Below are 16,884 nucleotides of genomic sequence, written 5' to 3'. Positions count from 1 at the left end.
GCAAAGTGGAGGCATGCACGAGAACACATCTGAATCACCGTCCCCAACCGAGCCTGCGGCTCCGGTCCGCTTCGATACGAAGGTCGTCGTCGTCCTCCGCGAGGACCTCAAGCCCTGGCAGGAGCTCAACGTCACCGCCTTCCTCATGTCTGGTATCGCCACCAGCGAGGCGGGCCTGGTGGGGGAGGACTACCGCGACGCCGACGGGCAGAACTACCTGCCGATGCTGCGTCAGCCGGTGCTCGTCATGACCGGCGGCGCCGAGGTGCTCGCGAAGGCCCGTGAGAAGGCGCTGGGGCGGGGAATGTCCGTGGCGATCTACACGGAGGAGCTGTTCTCCACGGGGCACGATGCGGCCAACCGTGCCGCGGTGGCAGCCGTGCCCGCGGACGAACTCAACCTTGTGGGGATTGCCCTGAGAGGACCGAAGAACGCCGTCGACCGGGTGGTCAAGGGAGCGCGGATGCACGAGTGAGTGGCTGCGCGGAGCGGTGTCGGCAGTGGAGGGGTTCCGGCAGTGGGGCGGTTCCGGCCGCCGGGCTATTCCGGGCTGTGGCGGACGATCAATCCGTTGCGAGGCCGAATCGGACGTCGGTGAGTCGTTCGGAGATCTCCCACAGTCGGCGTGCCGCAGCCGGGTCGCTGGCCTTCGCCGACCGTCCCACCAGGGTGGGGGAGCCGCGCAGCTCGCCGCGACCGTCCGGGCCGACGTAGCTCGCCCCGGGCAGGTCGTGGGTCGCCGCGAACAGTGACGGCAGTGCTCCGTGCTCGCTGCTTTGGGCGAACAGCCTGCCGGCGAAATTCGCTGCGGCGACAAGGGCCTTGGGCTGGCCTCGGGTGCCGAGGTTCGTCGCCGAATAGCCCGGATGTGCGGCCAGAGAGAGAATGCGGGAGTCGGCCTGCCGCAGACGGCGGTCGAGTTCGAGGGTGAACAGCAGGTTCGCCAGCTTGGACTGGCCGTAGGATTCCGCGAAACCGTATTTGCGTCCGCGCAGGTGGAGATCCTCGAAATGGATCTCACCCGCCTTGTGCGCACCCGAGGCCACGGTCACCACCCGGTCGGTGATGTGCGGCAGGAGAAGGTTGGTCAGGGCGAAGTGGCCGAGGTGGTTCGTGCCGAACTGCAGGTCGAAGCCATCCGCGGTCTGAGCACCTCGGTGTCCGGCGACTCCCGCATTGTTGACGAGGATGTCGAGGGGTCCGCTCCACGAATCGGCGAAAGCCCGGACCGAGGACAGGTCGGCGAGGTCGAGTTCTCGAACCTCTGTGCTCCCACCCATGGAGCGGGCGGCGTCCTGTCCGCGCTGTACGTCGCGGACGGCCATGACGACGTGGGCTCCGGCCCGCGAGAAGGCCGTCGCGGTGGCGGCTCCGACCCCGCTGCTGGCCCCGGTGACGACCACCGTGCGGCCGTCCATCGCAAGCATGTCAGCCGCTGTCCATCGATACTTCACCATGGCCTGAGGTTACGCAGTGCAGTCCGATCGAGCAAGGCCGGGTCCGGCGTGATGACACAGAGCTTCGGCAGGCCGGTGCGGCGGTGTGGCCGCTGCACCGGCTAATCGCCGGGGTCTGCGTCACCTGTACGTGATCGCGGAGGGCGGCAGGTGGCCGTGCTCGTTGAAGGAGACGAGGCTGATCCCGTTGCGACCGGTGATGATGCGTGTGATCCCGGTGTTGACGGTGACTCGGTTGAACGCCATCCATTGGTCGAAGCCGCCGCCGAGCAGTCTGGCCGCAGTCCAGGCGATGGCTCCGGCGCTGGAGACGACGATCGTCGACTCGCCTGAGCTCATCGCCGCACACGCCTCATCGAGGGCCCGGTCGACGCGAGAGGTGAACTCTGCGAACGTCTCCGAGTAGTCGCTGTCATGATCCCCGCTGGCCCAACGGGCGGCCCCGCGTTCGAGCTCGGCCTGGAAGACCTTCGAATCATGTTGTGCACGTGGATCGGGGTCAGTGAGCGCGCCGGTGAGCTCCCAGGCCTGGTACTCATTCCAGCCGGTGCCGATCTGCGGCGTGAGTTCGGTTCCGAGTCCAGTTTGGATCCCTTCGGCGGTCTGACGCTGGCGGAGCATCTCACCGTGAATGATGTGCGTCGGCGTGACTTCCTGCGCGACGAGGTGGCCGCCCGTGATGCAGCTCTGCTCCCTGCCGAGCTCGGACAGGTGGTCGTAGTCATCGGTGCCGAACGACGCCTGACCGTGTCGAACCAGATAGATGATGCTCATGAGTCTCTTTCGTCTCTTCGCGCCTCCGGTCGTCTCACCTCGACGGTGAGTTCGGGGAGGCTGGTGGGTCGTTCGCCTGCGGGGAACGCGGCGGCGACCTGGTGGAGCAGCGGCTGCAGGACCAGCCTGCCGAGCTGACGGACCATCACCGTGAGCACCTGCTCGACACGATCGCGATCGGTCGAAGCGTGACCGGCGGCTCGCATCGCGTCGACGCTCTCGACGGTCAGTGCCGAGAGGCGAGTGATGAGTCCGCCGTCCTCGGGCTGTTCGAGGACTTCGCGACGCAGATAGTCGATGACGAGCGGATTGTCCCCAAGCATCCGTGCCACCGCCGCATCTCGGGCACCGGCATCGGCGACCGATTCCTCGGATTCTCGATCGGCCAGGCCGAGGGCCGCTGCGAAGAGCCCGACGATCCACTGCTCGACCGCGTCCCGAGCCCCCTCCTTCGAGCCGAAGTGATGCGAGATGAGGCCGATGGCCACTCCCGCCTCGGCGGTGATGGCCCGCAGAGGCGTGCCCGCGAATCCACGAGTGGCGAACTGGTGGAGGGCGGCGTTGCGGATCCGCGCACGACTCGTGAGGTCCGCGGTCTCACCGGCCGCCTCGAGATCCTCGGCGCTGCTGCTCTCGGTCATCGCCCCCACTCCATCCAACTGTGCCATGACAGATTCTTCCATGACCACCATTGAACAATCTTTCAATATCTTATACGGTCGTTCAAAAGCGGCGAAGCAAGCGAAGGAAGCTGAGTCGGAGTGGACGAATTCTCACCCTTGGACGATGTCACGGTCATCTCCCTGGCCATCAACCTGCCCGGACCGCTGGCCGCGGCCCGACTCGCGGAACTCGGGGCGCGAGTGATTAAGATCGAACCCCCGACAGGCGATCCCCTCGCCCACGCTGTCCCCGACTACTACCGGGAGCTGACCGGCGGACAGGAGATCATCACCCTCGACCTCAAGGACGGCCAAGCCCGCGCGAGACTCGAGGTGCTCGCCGCTGACGCCGACATCCTCCTCACCGCCATGCGCCCGAAGGCCGCGGCCGGGTTGGGAATCCCCGAGCTCGTCGCCGACCACGGACTCGTCCACGTCGAGATCCTCGGCTTCGCCGGTGACCGCGCCGAAGTCCCCGGGCACGATCTCACCTACCAGGCCGCCCACGGCACCCTCATCCCCGGAACCAACCCCACCGTGCCGATCGCCGACATCCTCGGCGGAGAGCGCGCTGTCACCGCCGCCCTCGCCGGACTCCGGGAACGCGAAAGCCTGGCGGAGACCGAGAGCGCAGACCCGCTCGGGATCCGTAAGCGCGTCGTCCTCGACGATTCGGCCGCCTGGGCGGCGGGTCCGGCACGGCACGGGCTGAGCTCTCCGGGCGGCCACCTCGGCGGGCGTTCCCCGTTCTACCGCACCTACGCCACCGCCGACGGACACCTCGCCGTCGCCTGCCTCGAACCGCACTTCGCGAAGGCGCTGGCCACCCGCCTCGGCGCCGACGAAGCCACGCTCGAGGCGGAATTCGCACGCGAACCGACCGAGAGATGGATGCGTTTCGCCGCGGAGAACGACCTGCCGTTCGAGGCGGTCGTCGCTGCCGGAACCCAACCCACAGGAGAACGAGCATGATCCTCGACGGATACCGAGGCACTTGGGAGACCCAGGAAACCGACGACCTGCGCGACCTCACCCGCAGCTTCCTTGCCAAGGAGGTCGTTCCCCACCAGGCACGATGGGCTGAGGAGCACCAGGTCGACCGAGATTTCTGGAACCGGGCCGGAGATGCCGGGCTGCTCTGCATCTCCATCCCGGAAGAGTACGGAGGGGGCGGCGGAACCTTCGCCCACGAGGCCGTCATCCTCCAGGAACAGGGCTTCATCGGCGATTCCGCCTGGGCCAATGCCGTGCATTCGACGATCATCGCCCACTACATCAACGCCTTCGGCACCGAGGAGCAGAAACGTCGGTGGCTGCCGGGCATGGCCACCGGTGAGCTCGTCGCGGCGATCGCGATGACCGAACCCGGGACCGGCTCCGACCTCCAGGGCATCACAACCAGAGCGGTCCGCGACGGCCAGGACTTTGTGATCAACGGGGCCAAGACCTTCATCTCCAACGGCTCCCACGCCGACATCGTCGTCATCGTCGCCCGGACCAGCGAGGCTCCCGGCGGCAAAGGACTCTCGCTCATCGGCGCCGAGGTGAACGACCTTCCCGGATTCTCCCGCGGTCGGCTGCTCGACAAGATCGGCCAACACGGACAGGACACCCGGGAACTGTTCTTCGAGGACATGCGCGTTCCCGTGGACAACCTCCTCGGCGGGGAAGAGGGGCGCGGCTTCGTCCAGCTCATGCAGCAGCTGCCCCAGGAGCGGCTGGCGATCGCCGTCGGCGCGGCGGCGACCGCAGAGGGTGCCGTGCGGGAGGCGATCGGCTATGCGAAGGAACGCGAGGCCTTCGGGCAGCCGATCCTGAAATTCCAGAACACGAAGTTCGTGCTCGCCGAATGCGCCACCGAGGCGTTCGCCGCCCGCACCTTCGTCGACCACCTGACCAGCCAGCACATCGCCGGATCACTCTCGACCGAGCAGGCCTCGGCCGGCAAGTACTGGGCCGCAGACGTGCAGAACAACGTCGTCGACCGGTGCCTGCAGATCTTCGGCGGCTACGGGTACATGCTCGAATACCCGATCGCCCGGATGTACGCCGATGCACGCGTGCAGAAGATCTACGGCGGAACGAACGAGATCATGAAGGAGCTCATCGCCCGAGGACTGTGAGGTCTTCAAAGCATTCGGAGAATCAGTGGCAGTACTGCCACCTGCCGAAATCGTGGCAATGCCAGCCGTCATCGTCATCGCTGGTGGTGTCGTCCTCAGCATGTGATCCGTCGGCGTCGTCGGAATCAGCAGCCGCACCGGCTTGTCCCTCGTTGTCGGCAGCGGCATCTGTGCCGTCTGTATCGGCCTGCTCGGAGGATGACGAGTCATTTGCCGCGGAGTCGCTTGTGGTCGGGTCGGTGTCCTGATCGCGGCCCTCGTTCGCCTCGGACGCAGCTTCGGCTTCTTCGCTCGGATTCGCTGCAGTTCCCGAATCGACGTCGGCTTCGCCGGAGGCTTCGGCAGATGTCTCGGACTCTGGCCCGGCCGTCGCCGAAGGCGCAGGAGCCCGAGTCGGCCTCGGACCAGCTGGTGTCGGTTCCTCCGACTCTTCGGTCAGATCGCCTTCGTTGCTTGGTGTCGAGGATTCGACTTCTTCCTCGACCTCTTCCTCGGGCGCAGATTCTGCAACATCATCTTCTGCGGTCCTTGGCTCGGCGGAATCGTCCTCCGGTGCAGTCTCGCGAGCCGGTGACGGCGCAGGCACCTCGACTTTTTGCTGGTCGTGGGTGCTCGGCGAATCGGAAGGGATCTGCGCTGCGCCGCTCGGAGCGGCATCGGGTGACGTGCCTTCGGTCGGTGCGGATGGCTGCTCCAGCGCCCGTGTCGTCGACTGTTCCTGGGCCGAAGCGGGAGGTTGACCGGAACCACCCTGGACATTGATGACGGTGATCGTACCGGCGGCTATGGCCGCAGCTGCGGCCAGGCCGGCGATAGTGGCCTTTAGTGCGAGGGTGGAACCGAAGACGGTAGCAGTTCCACCCACACCGCTGCTCGCACTCCCCGCGGACGTGCTCAGCGATTGCTCACCAGCGGTCTGCGCAGGGGGCTGACCCACGGCAGACTGGGATTGCTCTGCAGAGTCGGCAGTGCTCTGGAGCAGGAAGGTCGCCCCTTCCTCAACTCGACCGAACTCGATAAGAGCTGCGGCGACGGCGGCAGGCGTGATCCAGGCCTGGAACGTCGAGTTGATGCTCCGGAGTCGGAAAGTCTGCAGGCGGCACGAACTGCAATCGCGGAGGTGTTCATTGATGGCGACAGTGCGTTTGGAGCTGAGTTGGCCGCGGACATACCGGGCGAACTCCGAAGTGTATTCGGAGCACTCAGGTCGGGAAGGCTCAACGTGCTGCTGAAGATAGGAGACGCGCAGGCCTTCGCGCGCACGCCGAAGCAGTGAGCTGAACGAGTTCACTGATAGGTTCATCGAGTCGGCCGCAGAGGATGTGGCCGTACCGTCGATGTCGATCATTGTGATGGCTTTCTGCCATCCTTGCGGAAGCGCTTTGAACGCTTTGGCCAGCTGATCTCGTTCCGCTACCTCATCGGCGTGATTGCCCGGCTCGTGTCCCGCGAGAAAGGTCAGGACGTCAGGCTCCACCGCCGCAGTGGCGCGGTTCGTGGCGCTGCGCCTGTACGACTCAGATCGAACTGCCGCCATGAGGTAGGGCTTGAATGCAGTATCCGGCCCTCTTCCATTGGTCCAGGCTCGCCACAACTTCGCAAAGGCCTCTGAGACTGCGTCTTCCGCGCGGCTGCGATCTCGATTGAGACGCAGGGCGAAGTGCAGTGCCGGAGCACGATGTCTGGCATAGAGTTCGCCGAATGCTGCACGGCCGGTGGCCGAGTCGGGACTGTGACGGCGAATCTCCGAGCACAGTTCCGCATCGTCGCGCTCAGATCTCGACCGTGGCAGACCAAAGGGCGAGTGATCGCCGCTGTCTGTCGTCGACCGGGCCTCAGACATCGACGTCTCGGGGCATGAGTGCTAAACGGGCCGAGGGGACAGGCATAACGGGTACCTCAACTGTGATCGTCGGGGAACTGCTCGAGGGGAGGATGGGGAGGTGGTGAAATTCTACCGCATCGGTTGTTCTCCCTTCAAAGCGATTGTGAGGCAGGTGGACTCCCCGCATGACGTCGAGGCTCGCAGACCTGAAGAGGATCGGCTGAAGAATTTTCTGATTCTCGCGAACGAATTCGAGCACTGCTGGGTCTGAGTCTATGGAAGGCCCACCACTGTGGTCCCTCCGTGATCGAGTCGGCAGCGCACGTATGCCTCTCGGTAACCCCTCGGAGTCTCGGACTCACCCCCTTGGGTGGCCCTGCATAATCACGTGACTGCAGGGCCACCTTCGAACCGAACCGCGGCCGCATGCGCGCTGGTGCTGCCGCACCCAAAGGAGTATCCCAATGACCTCACTGCGTCGATTGCTGAAGGCGCCGGCAGCCGCGGCTCTGGCGACTTCCATGCTCGCCTCATTCGCATTTCTCGGTGCCGCGCCTGCACATGCGGCGGTGGCTCCCTTGCCCAATCCGAGCCTCTCAGAAGCGTGCGGCCTTGACATCGGCATCGTGCTCGACCTATCGAACTCGTTGACAGATGAAGATGTCGCGAACTCAAAGGCGGCGGCCAAAGCCGTGGCTAAGGGCCTGAACGGCACACCGAGCCGTGTCTCGGTGAATACCTTCGCCACTTTCGGCCCCGACGGCACGAACTCACCGATTCCCAGCAGATCCGTTGCGACTTCGGAGTCGGTCGATTCGCTGAGTGAGGAAATCGATGCCATTCGGCGTGTGCCCAGCAACTCAGGTGGCACGAACTGGGACCGGGGACTCGGGCAACTCGACGGGACGAATCACGACCTCGTTCTCTTCGTGACCGATGGAAAGCCCACCGCCTATGGGGTGCCGGGAACCGACCCGGGCAATAGTGATCGCGGCACACGCACCGATCAGATCGACATTGACACTGCCGTCGAATCCGCGAATTCTTTGAAATCTCAAGGTTCGAAAGTCGTCGGCCTCGGTGTGGGAAGCGCCATCAACGAGGACAACATCAAACTCGTCTCCGGCCAAACTGAGGGCGATGACTACTACGTGGTCTCCGACTACTCGCAATTGGCCGACCAGCTGCGTGAAATCGCGACTAAAAGCTGCCAGGGCACTCTTAATGTCACTAAGCTCATCGACCCGGGTGCAGGCCAGCATGGAACCGAAACTGATGTTTTTCGGGGAGAGGGCTGGACGATTGCATCGCCGGACTCGACAGACGGGACCGAAAAGGTCACCAACCCTGATGGAACAGTGAGCTTTCGCTTGAAGACTCCGGCCGAAGGCGTACAAGCCACCGAGGTCCAGCAGGCAGGATACCGTCTCCAGCAGCAATCCGGTAAGAATGCGATCTGCACCGTCGACGGCAAAGAGATCGGAACTGAGAACATCGGCGATGGTTTCAAACTGACTGAAACGGTCGGAACTGATGAGATCGTCGCTTGCCAGCTGGTGAACGAACGGAACCCAGGTTCATTGGCTTGGAAGAAGGTCGATGAGAACGGAAACGAACTTGCTGGGGCCGAGTTCACGCTGACAGGACCAGATGGTCAGGACTTCGTCGTATCGGACAACGGCGAGCTCGATGTCAATGATGCGGATGGCCAGTTCGAAGTGACAGATCTGGCGTGGGGTGACTACACAATCAAAGAGACGGCTGCCCCGGATGGCTATGTGCTTTCCGAGGACACCCAGACGGTGACGATCAACGGCGAGGGGCTTGAAGGTTCGTTCGTTGACGTTGTCAACAAGAAGGACGAATCAGGCAATGTGGACGTTGAAGCAGACAATGATGCGTCTACCGACACGACCGCGGAGACAGACTCATCGTCTGATGACGAAGCATCAGCCACGGACAATGCCGGAGCAACCGCTGCTGATGACGCCGAAGCCGATGATAACGTCAATGCCTCGGCGTCCGCGTCGGCGTCGTCGAATGCCGATGACGACAGCAACCCTGCCGCACAGGCTTCTGCTCAAATAGCCGCGAATGAGGATGCCACAAGCACTGCGTCTGCCGCCGCGGACGAGAATGCCGTGGCCGCAGCCGAGGCTGCAGCCACCGAGGATGCTTCCTCGGAGGCGTCAACCGATGCGACTACCGACGAGAACGCTTCGTCGACGGCAGCATCGCAGGCAGCCGCGAATGCGAACAACACGGATGACACCAACGCTGAAGCCTCCGCCGCGGCCGATGCCAACCCGGCAGCAGCCGCATCCGTAGCCTCAAACGCTGACTCCTCGGCCACCGCCTCGGAGAACGCCGCTGCAAATGCAGCAGCCGATCCAGACGCGGCAGCTGATCCAGACGCGGCAGCCGCCGACGACGCGGATGCCAACGTCAACGCTGCGGCTTCGGCATCGGCATCGGCGAATGCTGACGATGACGGCAACCCCGCCGCTCAGGCAGCCGCTCAGGCAGCCGCTGACGAAGATGCCAACAACACGGCATCAGCAGCAGCGAATGAGAACGCCGAAGCAGCAGCCGAATCCGCCGCGAACGAAGAAGCCTCCTCGGAGACCTCGGCAGACGCCACGGATGAGACCAACGCCTCGGCACAGCAGGCAGCCAACGCCGCCGCCAACGCCGACAACACCGACGCCGCCAACGCTGACAACTCGGCAGCGGCCGATGCCAATGCGGCAGCTGCAGCCAGCACCGCCGCGACCGCGGACTCCTCGTCGGAGGCATCTGCCTCAGCAGCTGCTGATGCCGATGATTCCACGGTGTCGGATGCCAGCAATGACACAGCGGCGAATGCGAACGCCTCAGCTTCGGCTTCGGCTTCGGCCACGGCCGATGCTGACGATGACGGCAACCCCGCCGCGCAGGCAGCAGCTCAGGCAGCCGCTGATGAAGATGCCAACAACACGGCATCAGCAGCAGCTGACGAGAACGCCGAAGCAGCAGCAGAATCCGCCGCGAATGAAGAGGCCTCCTCGGAGACTTCGGCAGACGCAACGGATGAGACCAACGCCTCGGCACAGCAGGCAGCTAACGCCGCCGCCAACGCCGACAACACGGATGCTGCCAACGCCCAGGCATCGGCAGCAGCCAATGCCGATGCAGGTGCCGCGGCATCGGCAGCGTCGACGGCTGATTCCTCTTCGGAAGCATCCGCCACGGCAACTGCCGACGGTGCTCAAGCGGATGCCGCCGCTGAAGGTGCAGAGGCGAATGCCTCGGCCGACGGCGACGAGGCCAACGCCTCCGCCTCCGACGACGCGGATCAGGCCTCGGCCTCCGCGGATTCGGACCAGGCGGCTTCGGCCAACGCCGGTAGCTCTTCGGACAGCGGTTCGTCGGCCGACGCCGGTAGCTCTGCGAACGCTTCGGCTGGTTCGAGCACGAATGCCTCGGGCAGCAGCAATGGCGGGGACCTGCCGCGGACGGGTGTTGACGGCGCCCTGACGATGGCTGGCTTCGCAGCCTTGCTCATTGCCGGTGGTGCTGCGGTCGTCTTCGCGACTCGCCGCTATCGCGCCCAGGCGGGCAGGCACTGAAGTTGATTCGGTTCGTTCACTGAGCCGAACGCCGAAGCGGCGGGGTCGGAGCGAAGGCTCCGACCCCGCCGCTCGTCTCCGTCAGTTCAACGGGCCCGGTCGAGCCTCACCTCGAAGTGTTCATTTTTCGCGTCCCGAACTCGCCGATGTGGAGACATGAATTCTTGACCGATCGTTCGAGCTCGCTCAAGGCCGACCTGGCGAGCGTCCGTATTGCCCGGCGCTTCGATGTCGAAGATGAAGTGGGACTCGACGTCCTTGATCCCGCAGTAGGCGAAGACGCCGACGTCGATCTGAGTGCGCATCGCCTCGATGTAGCGATACCTGTCATAGGTTCGCTGCGAGGAACCGCCGACGCCGATCAGGCTCGTCGGCACGCGGGGGAGGAGGCCGTTCAGGGGCTGCGTCCCCCGATCCTCGACCCCCGCGCCGTACTGGTAGGCCCAGCCGCCGGTGAAGACACGATCGATCCAGCCCTTCATCACCGCGGGCATCGACCACCAGTAGACAGGGAATACGAAAGCCAGGCGGTCTGCCGCCTCGACACGGCGGTGCGCCTCAGCAATGCCCGCCGGGATCTCGCCACCCCAGAAGTGGGCGTGGTCGGCCCCGGTGAACCGCGGGTCGAAGCCCTCTGCGTGAAGATCGAGGACGTCGATCATATGACCGTCGGACTCGAAGGGTTCGTGGAAAGCCTCCATTACCCGGCCCGGATAGCTCGTGCGGATCGGATGGGCGAAGATAGTGAGCAGGCGCATGGAAATCCTCCGGTTGGGAGTGGCGGCAGTTGGGGTGACGCGGCGTTCGGTGGGCGTGGACTCTCGCGACGGCCTGATGGCCGCTCAATGGCCATCGCGGACGTGGTCGAGGAGTGAGAGGGCGCCGGCTCTCGCCGAGGTGACCGCCTCGGGGCCGAGATACGATGCCGCCGCGGTCGCACCCTCGACGAGGATGAGCACCTTGACCGCGAGAGCGGGGTCCGAGACGATGCCGGCGATCATGGCCTGCAGGCGCGCTCGGTATTGAGTGACCACCTCGGCGATGGCCGGGTTCCCTCCGGCCTCGCCCTGAGCGCGGAGGAACAGGCAGCCGCGCGAACCCTCGGCGCGGACCCAGTCCTCGAGTCGCGCGAACAGCTCGTCGACGCTGTCGACTTGGCAGCGGTCGAAGAAGCGCGACATTCTGGCCTCAAGAACAGCCACCGTCAGGCCAGTCTTGCTGCCCAGGTGCTTGTAAAGGGTGCGCGAAGAGACCCCTGCGGCCGCGGTCAGGGTATCCATTCCTGAGTTGGCGAAGCCGTGGAGGTCGAAGACGCGTTCAGCGCCTGCGATGATCTGTGTTCTCGGCTCTGCGGAAGCTTTCATGCAATCAGGGTACAACGAACGTTTTACACCGACAAGCGGGCCGTGCTGTCACCTCGGTTCTAAGGTGGTCACGCGGCACCACCGTTGGCGTAGAGGGTCTGGCCGTTGATCCAGCGCGCGGGGCCGGCGAGGAACGCGACCACCTCGGCGATGTCATCGGGTGTACCCAAGCGCTCCATGGGATTCGCCGAGGCGATGCCGTCGATCTGCTCCTGAGTCTTCCCCTCGAAGAACAGGGGAGTGGCGGTCGGGCCGGGAGCGACGGCGTTGACCGTGATGTCGCGTCCCTTGAGCTCACGGGCGAGGATCATCGTGATCGCCTCGACTGCGCCCTTCGATGCTGCATATGCGCCGTAGTCGGGGATCTGCAGGCGCGTGACCGATGTCGAGACATTGATGATCGCCCCGCCCTCGCGCATTCGCTGCGCCGCCAGCTGATCGACGACGAACGTGCCGCGGACATTGGTGCGCTGCACCTGATCGAAGACCTCGAGATCCAGCTGCGCGATCGGTGACAGGGGCATGATGCCCGCCGCGTGCACCAACACATCCACGCCGCCGAACTCGTCCTCGGCGAGGTCGAACAGTGCGGCCATGGCGGTCTCGTCGGCGACGTCGCCTCCGGCGGCAATGGCTCGGCCGCCGCTCGAGACGATGCCCGCGACGGTCTCGTCGGCGCGATCTCTGCCGCCGGCGTAGTGGACGACGACGGCGAGACCGTCCGCGGCGAGGCGTTCGGCAGCGGCTCGCCCGATCCCTCCGGAGCCGCCGGTGATGATGGCAACGCGATTGTGGGTGGTGGTCATGATCTCTCCTGCGATAGATATGAACGTTACGTTCATAAGCGAGCTTAGCACTTTAATGTACGATGTGTTCATAAAAGGAGGGGTACTCGTGGGAGCACCAGAGCAGAGGAAGGGCCGCGGCCGTCGACCCTCGGCCGAGGTTCGATCCGAAGTGCTGAACGCGACCGCACGACTGCTCCTCAACGGGGGAATGCGGGCCGTCACCTTCGAGAGGATCGCGAAGGAGTCCGGAGCGAGCAAGACCACGCTTTACCGGTGGTGGCCCTCGCCCGGTGCGATCGCTGCCGAGGCCTACTTCGCCAGCAGCGAGCCCATGCTCGAATTCCCGGACACCGGCGACCTGCATGCCGATCTCGTCGCTCAGCTCACCGCATTCGTCGACCTCGTCTCGGACGAGAAACGCGGCAGACCGATCACCGAGCTCATCGGCACCGCCCAGATCGACCCCAAGGTGGCCGAGGCGTGGAGTCGCACCTACGCCCTCCCCAGGCGAGAGCTGGCCAGGCAGCGTCTGCAGACCGCCCAGCGAACCGGTCAGCTGGGCGCCGAGGCGGACCTCGACCTCATGGTCGACCAGATGTGGGGAGCCTGCTACCACCGACTCCTCATCCTCAAGGTGCCGCTTAAGGACCTCAACATCGACCGGCTGGTGACCTACTCGCTGCGCGCCGCGGGCTGAACCCCTCATCGGGCGACACCCATTCGCCTCTGTGCAAAGGTCTGCCGAACATGCCGCAGGGACGGCGGGAAACCTCGGTGCGGGCATGGATTTCGAATGACCTTCCGCAGGTCTTCGGCTATGCTGGCCGAGTTGCACAACGCGACCCATGGGGCCCGAAACCTCGCCCCATGCCGGTTGCCGCGTGCCCTGCGCGCCATCGCCGATTCCTTCACAAAGGATGCGATCCACGCACTGCGCAGACGTCACCGGACCATCCTTGCGGTGACTGCACTTCGACTCGACCGCTGCCAGATATGCCCCGTGGTACGGCACCGCGGTTAGACGAACACTGTCGACAGCCTCGGCGAGAAGTCGGCTGTCACACGACCACGAGGATTGAACATGACGACAACGACCGACACTTCAACGACGACTCGGAACCCGCTGCCGCCGATCTCCGACGATGAGATCTTCGCCGGCCATGAGGGCGGCAAGCTCTCCGCCGAGCTCCTCCGACCGCTCGAGACCCAGCGCGACCTCTCGATCGCCTACACCCCGGGTGTGGCAAAGGTGTGCACCGCCATCAAGGACGAGCCGGAACTGGCCCGCACCCACACGTGGACCGGTCGCCTCGTCGCCGTCATCTCCGACGGATCGGCCGTGCTCGGCCTCGGCGATATCGGGGCCAAGGCCTCGCTGCCCGTGATGGAGGGCAAGTGCGCCCTGTTCAAGAGCTTCAGCGGCCTCAACGCCATCCCGGTCGTCCTCGACACGAACGACACCGATGAGATCGTCGAGACCATCGTGCGCATGGCGCCGACGTTCGGCGCGGTCAACCTCGAGGACATCTCGGCACCGCGCTGCTTCGAGATCGAGGACCGCGTCAAGGAAGCCCTCGACATTCCGGTGATGCACGATGACCAGCACGGCACCGCCGTCGTCGTCCTCGCTGCACTGACCAACGCCCTGCGCGTTGTGAACAAGTCCTTCGACTCCATCAAGGTCGTGCTCTCCGGGGCAGGGGCCGCTGGGGTGGCAGTGGCGAAGATCCTCGGCGACGCGGGCGTCAGCGACGTCGTCGTCCTCGACTCCAAGGGCATCATCGAATCCGGTCGCGGAGATCTCACGCCGACGAAGGAATGGCTGGCTGCGAACACGAACCCGCGAGCGGTCTCCGGCGGGATCGATACCGCCCTGGCCGACGCTGATGTGTTCATCGGCGTCTCCGGCGGCACGATCGATGAGAAGCACCTGCCGCAGATGGCCGATGACGCGGTGGTCTTCGCCCTGTCGAATCCGAACCCGGAGATCACCCCGGACATCGCCTCGAAGTACGCCACGGTCGTGGCCACCGGGCGCAGCGACTTCCCGAACCAGATCAACAACGTCCTCGCGTTCCCCGGAATCTTCCGCGGGGCTCTCGACGCCGGTGCCACCGACATCACCGATGACATGAAGCTGGCGGCCGCGCGGGCGATCGCCGACCTCGTCGGTGACGATCTGGCGCCTGACTATGTGGTCCCCGGTGCCCTCGATGCTCGGGTGGCCCCGGCCGTCGCCGAGGCGGTCGAAGCCGTAGCCAATGCCGCGGGAGTTGCGCGCGGCTGAGGTTGGTTTCGGGTCGGGGTCGGCGCTGCAGGTGCCGTTCCGGCCACCGACCTGAGAGGCTCGGCCGTTGAGGCAAGAGATGGGCCGGTCCCGTGTCATGACGACTCGGGACCGGCCCATCTCTGTGTGCGGAGTGCTCCGCGGGCTATCCGCGGATCATTCGCGGGTCAGGAGTCCTCTGCGGAGGATCCGTCCTGCGGGCCATTGCCGGTGTGCCCGGGCGCGTACTGCCCCAGGGTCCGCGGATCCTGGGCGGGTCGCTGCGGGTAGTTCTGTGTCTGCTGTCCCTGCTCCGGGGCGCCGGAGCGGTGGGAAGTGGAGTCCCGGATGCCGCGCGGCGTGGTGTTGTGCGCGCCGTCTTCGGAGGCATTGGCCGCGAACAGGGCGTTCCTGATCTCCTGACCCATCTCGCCGAGCCCGCCCGGGTTCGAGGGCATGAACAGCACGTTCGACCGGCCCTCCTGGGCGACGTTCTGCATCGTGTCGAAGTACTGGGTCATCATCAGAAGCTGTTCGGCGGTCTTGTCGATGCCGACCTCCTGCAGCTTCGCGTACTGCTCGGCGATGCCGGTGGCGATCGCCTTGCGCTGCGCGGCCACACCCTCACCGTGCAGGCGCATCGCCTCGGACTCGGCCTGAGCCTGGGTGACGCGCTTGATCTTGTCGGCCTCGGCCAGAGACTGGGCGGCGACGCGGTCACGCTGGGCGGCGTTGATCGAGTTCATCGAATCGCGGACCTTCGGGTCCGGGGTGATGTCCGTGACCAGGCTGCTCACGATCTTGAAGCCGTAGCGCTTCATCGATTCAGAGAGCCGGCCCTCGACGTTCTCGGCGATGTCGTCCTTGGACTCGAAGGCGGTGTCGAGAGTCAGTCCGGAGAGTGCGGAGCGGACGGTGTCGAAGACGTAGGAGCGGATCTGCTCCTCCGAGTTGGCCAGGCGGTAGTAGGCGTCGGGGACGTTGTCCTCTTCGACGACGTACTGGACGGCGACAGGAACCGTGACGAAGACATTGTCCTTCGTCTTCGACTCGATGTTGACCTCGAGCTGCTGGACTCGCAGGGAGATCGGCTTGCTGGTGGTTTCGATCAGCGGCATCTTGAAGTTGAGGCCCGGTTTTGCGACCCGCTGGAACTTTCCGAACTTCTCGACGATGACGTTCTCTTGGGTCTTGACCGTGAAGAACATGCTGGTTCTCAACTTGCCGAAGAGCAGGACGGCGAGGATGAGGATGACGACGACAATGACGATGACGCTGCCGGTGAAGATTTCCATGGTGTTTCCGTTCGACTGATGGCGATCGCGGTTTCACACAATCCTGGTTGTTCTCCACCCTAGATGTTGTGGTGAACGAGATGCCACTGACGAGGCGAATCGTTAGACGACCGTGGCCGCGACGGGGCCATAATGTGGTCGACTGATCGACAGCCTGGCGGGCTCGAGTGCCGCGGACGCTGATCGAAGATGACGAGAAGGGGCGCCGGGAGTCTGTGCTCCCGGCGCCCCTTGATCGCCGCGCGCGGCGACCTGTGCTTCCTGCGGTCAGTCGTCGGTGACGGTGATCGTCACATCGATGTTGCCGCGGGTGGCATTGGAATACGGGCAGACCTCATGGGCTCGGTTGGCGAGCTCCTGGGCTTCGTCGGCGCCGAGGTGGGGGAGGGTGACCTCCAGCGTGACGGCCAGCTGGAAGCCGCCTTCGCCGTTGTCGCCGATCCCGACCTGAGCGCCGACCGTGGAGTCATCGACATTGGCTTTGGCCTTGCGGGCGACGAGGCGCAGCGCCGAGTGGAAGCAGGCGGCGTAGCCGACGGCGAAGAGCTGCTCTGGGTTGGTGCCTTCGCCGGACCCGCCCATCTCTGTGGGGGTGGCGAGGTCGACGTCGACCTTTCCGTCGCTCGTGCGACCGTGTCCGTCGCGTCCTTCTCCGGTGGCGAGTGCCTCAGCGGTGTAGATGGCCTTCATAATGTGTCCTTTCATCGGTGGTGCCTGTGGTC

At 64.9% G+C, this 16,884-nt stretch carries 15 protein-coding genes and 1 pseudogene; 6 read left to right on the top strand and 10 right to left on the bottom strand.

Features of this window, described 5'->3' with window-relative positions:
- The first annotated feature begins 13 nt into the window (after positions 1-13).
- Positions 14-475 (top strand): DUF2000 domain-containing protein, encoded by a 462-nt coding sequence (locus CV023_RS17265; RefSeq protein ID WP_230748200.1) that lies wholly within the window; start codon positions 14-16, stop codon positions 473-475.
- 88 nt (positions 476-563) lie between these two features.
- Here the strand turns inward: CV023_RS17265 and CV023_RS17260 are convergent, their stop codons facing one another.
- From CV023_RS17260 to CV023_RS17250, 3 genes are all read right to left on the bottom strand, one after another.
- Complete coding sequence (locus CV023_RS17260) at positions 564-1,457, bottom strand: oxidoreductase (protein WP_230748197.1); 894 nt, start codon at positions 1,455-1,457, stop codon at positions 564-566.
- 120 nt (positions 1,458-1,577) lie between these two features.
- A complete protein-coding gene (locus tag CV023_RS17255) occupies positions 1,578-2,231 on the bottom strand; it encodes a histidine phosphatase family protein (RefSeq protein ID WP_230748195.1) in 654 nt (217 codons plus the stop codon).
- Positions 2,228-2,872, bottom strand: coding sequence for a TetR/AcrR family transcriptional regulator (locus tag CV023_RS17250; protein ID WP_230748193.1), 645 nt, complete (start codon positions 2,870-2,872; stop codon positions 2,228-2,230). The genes CV023_RS17255 and CV023_RS17250 overlap by 4 nt, the downstream gene beginning before the upstream one ends.
- A gap of 120 nt (positions 2,873-2,992) precedes the next feature.
- Between CV023_RS17250 and CV023_RS17245 the strand changes: the two genes are divergently transcribed.
- Both CV023_RS17245 and CV023_RS17240 read left to right on the top strand, forming a co-directional pair.
- The gene (locus tag CV023_RS17245) at positions 2,993-3,865 is read left to right on the top strand and encodes a CoA transferase (protein WP_230748191.1); all 873 of its coding nucleotides are present in this window, start codon (positions 2,993-2,995) and stop codon (positions 3,863-3,865) included.
- A complete protein-coding gene (locus CV023_RS17240; protein WP_230748190.1) occupies positions 3,862-5,016 on the top strand; it encodes an acyl-CoA dehydrogenase family protein in 1,155 nt (384 codons plus the stop codon). The genes CV023_RS17245 and CV023_RS17240 overlap by 4 nt, the downstream gene beginning before the upstream one ends.
- Before the next feature lie 22 nt (positions 5,017-5,038).
- Here CV023_RS17240 and CV023_RS17235 read toward each other — a convergent pair whose 3' ends face one another.
- Positions 5,039-5,881: a hypothetical protein gene (locus tag CV023_RS17235; protein WP_230748188.1), complete on the bottom strand. Its 843-nt coding sequence runs from the start codon at positions 5,879-5,881 to the stop codon at positions 5,039-5,041.
- A 243-nt stretch (positions 5,882-6,124) separates the two neighbouring features.
- Positions 6,125-6,859: pseudogene (locus CV023_RS19200) on the bottom strand (RNA polymerase sigma factor); the annotation flags it as partial.
- Between the two features lie 446 nt (positions 6,860-7,305).
- On the opposite strand from CV023_RS19200, the gene CV023_RS17230 reads away from it, so the two are divergent.
- Positions 7,306-10,449, top strand: a complete 3,144-nt coding sequence (locus CV023_RS17230; protein WP_230748185.1) for a SpaA isopeptide-forming pilin-related protein — start codon at positions 7,306-7,308, stop codon at positions 10,447-10,449.
- Positions 10,450-10,535: 86 nt separating this feature from the next.
- On the opposite strand, the gene CV023_RS17225 is transcribed toward CV023_RS17230, so the two are convergent.
- The 3 genes from CV023_RS17225 to CV023_RS17215 form a co-directional block, all read right to left on the bottom strand.
- Complete coding sequence (locus tag CV023_RS17225; protein ID WP_230748183.1) at positions 10,536-11,207, bottom strand: NAD(P)H-dependent oxidoreductase; 672 nt, start codon at positions 11,205-11,207, stop codon at positions 10,536-10,538.
- A gap of 84 nt (positions 11,208-11,291) precedes the next feature.
- A complete protein-coding gene (locus CV023_RS17220) occupies positions 11,292-11,813 on the bottom strand; it encodes a TetR/AcrR family transcriptional regulator (protein WP_230748182.1) in 522 nt (173 codons plus the stop codon).
- Positions 11,814-11,881: 68 nt separating this feature from the next.
- Positions 11,882-12,619: an SDR family oxidoreductase gene (locus tag CV023_RS17215; protein WP_230748180.1), complete on the bottom strand. Its 738-nt coding sequence runs from the start codon at positions 12,617-12,619 to the stop codon at positions 11,882-11,884.
- A gap of 88 nt (positions 12,620-12,707) precedes the next feature.
- Between CV023_RS17215 and CV023_RS17210 the strand changes: the two genes are divergently transcribed.
- Both CV023_RS17210 and CV023_RS17205 read left to right on the top strand, forming a co-directional pair.
- Positions 12,708-13,298: a TetR/AcrR family transcriptional regulator gene (locus tag CV023_RS17210; RefSeq protein WP_230748179.1), complete on the top strand. Its 591-nt coding sequence runs from the start codon at positions 12,708-12,710 to the stop codon at positions 13,296-13,298.
- A 384-nt stretch (positions 13,299-13,682) separates the two neighbouring features.
- Positions 13,683-14,888, top strand: a complete 1,206-nt coding sequence (locus CV023_RS17205) for an NAD(P)-dependent malic enzyme (protein WP_230748177.1) — start codon at positions 13,683-13,685, stop codon at positions 14,886-14,888.
- Positions 14,889-15,055: 167 nt separating this feature from the next.
- Here the strand turns inward: CV023_RS17205 and CV023_RS17200 are convergent, their stop codons facing one another.
- Both CV023_RS17200 and CV023_RS17195 read right to left on the bottom strand, forming a co-directional pair.
- Positions 15,056-16,162, bottom strand: a complete 1,107-nt coding sequence (locus CV023_RS17200) for an SPFH domain-containing protein (protein WP_230748175.1) — start codon at positions 16,160-16,162, stop codon at positions 15,056-15,058.
- 267 nt (positions 16,163-16,429) lie between these two features.
- Positions 16,430-16,852, bottom strand: a complete 423-nt coding sequence (locus tag CV023_RS17195; RefSeq protein WP_230748173.1) for an organic hydroperoxide resistance protein — start codon at positions 16,850-16,852, stop codon at positions 16,430-16,432.
- Between the last annotated feature and the right edge of the window lie 32 nt (positions 16,853-16,884).

It is taken from the genome of Brevibacterium sp. CCUG 69071 (assembly GCF_021023135.1).
Lineage (GTDB): Bacteria > Actinomycetota > Actinomycetes > Actinomycetales > Brevibacteriaceae > Brevibacterium.
This window is presented reverse-complemented; position numbering and strand designations above follow the sequence as displayed.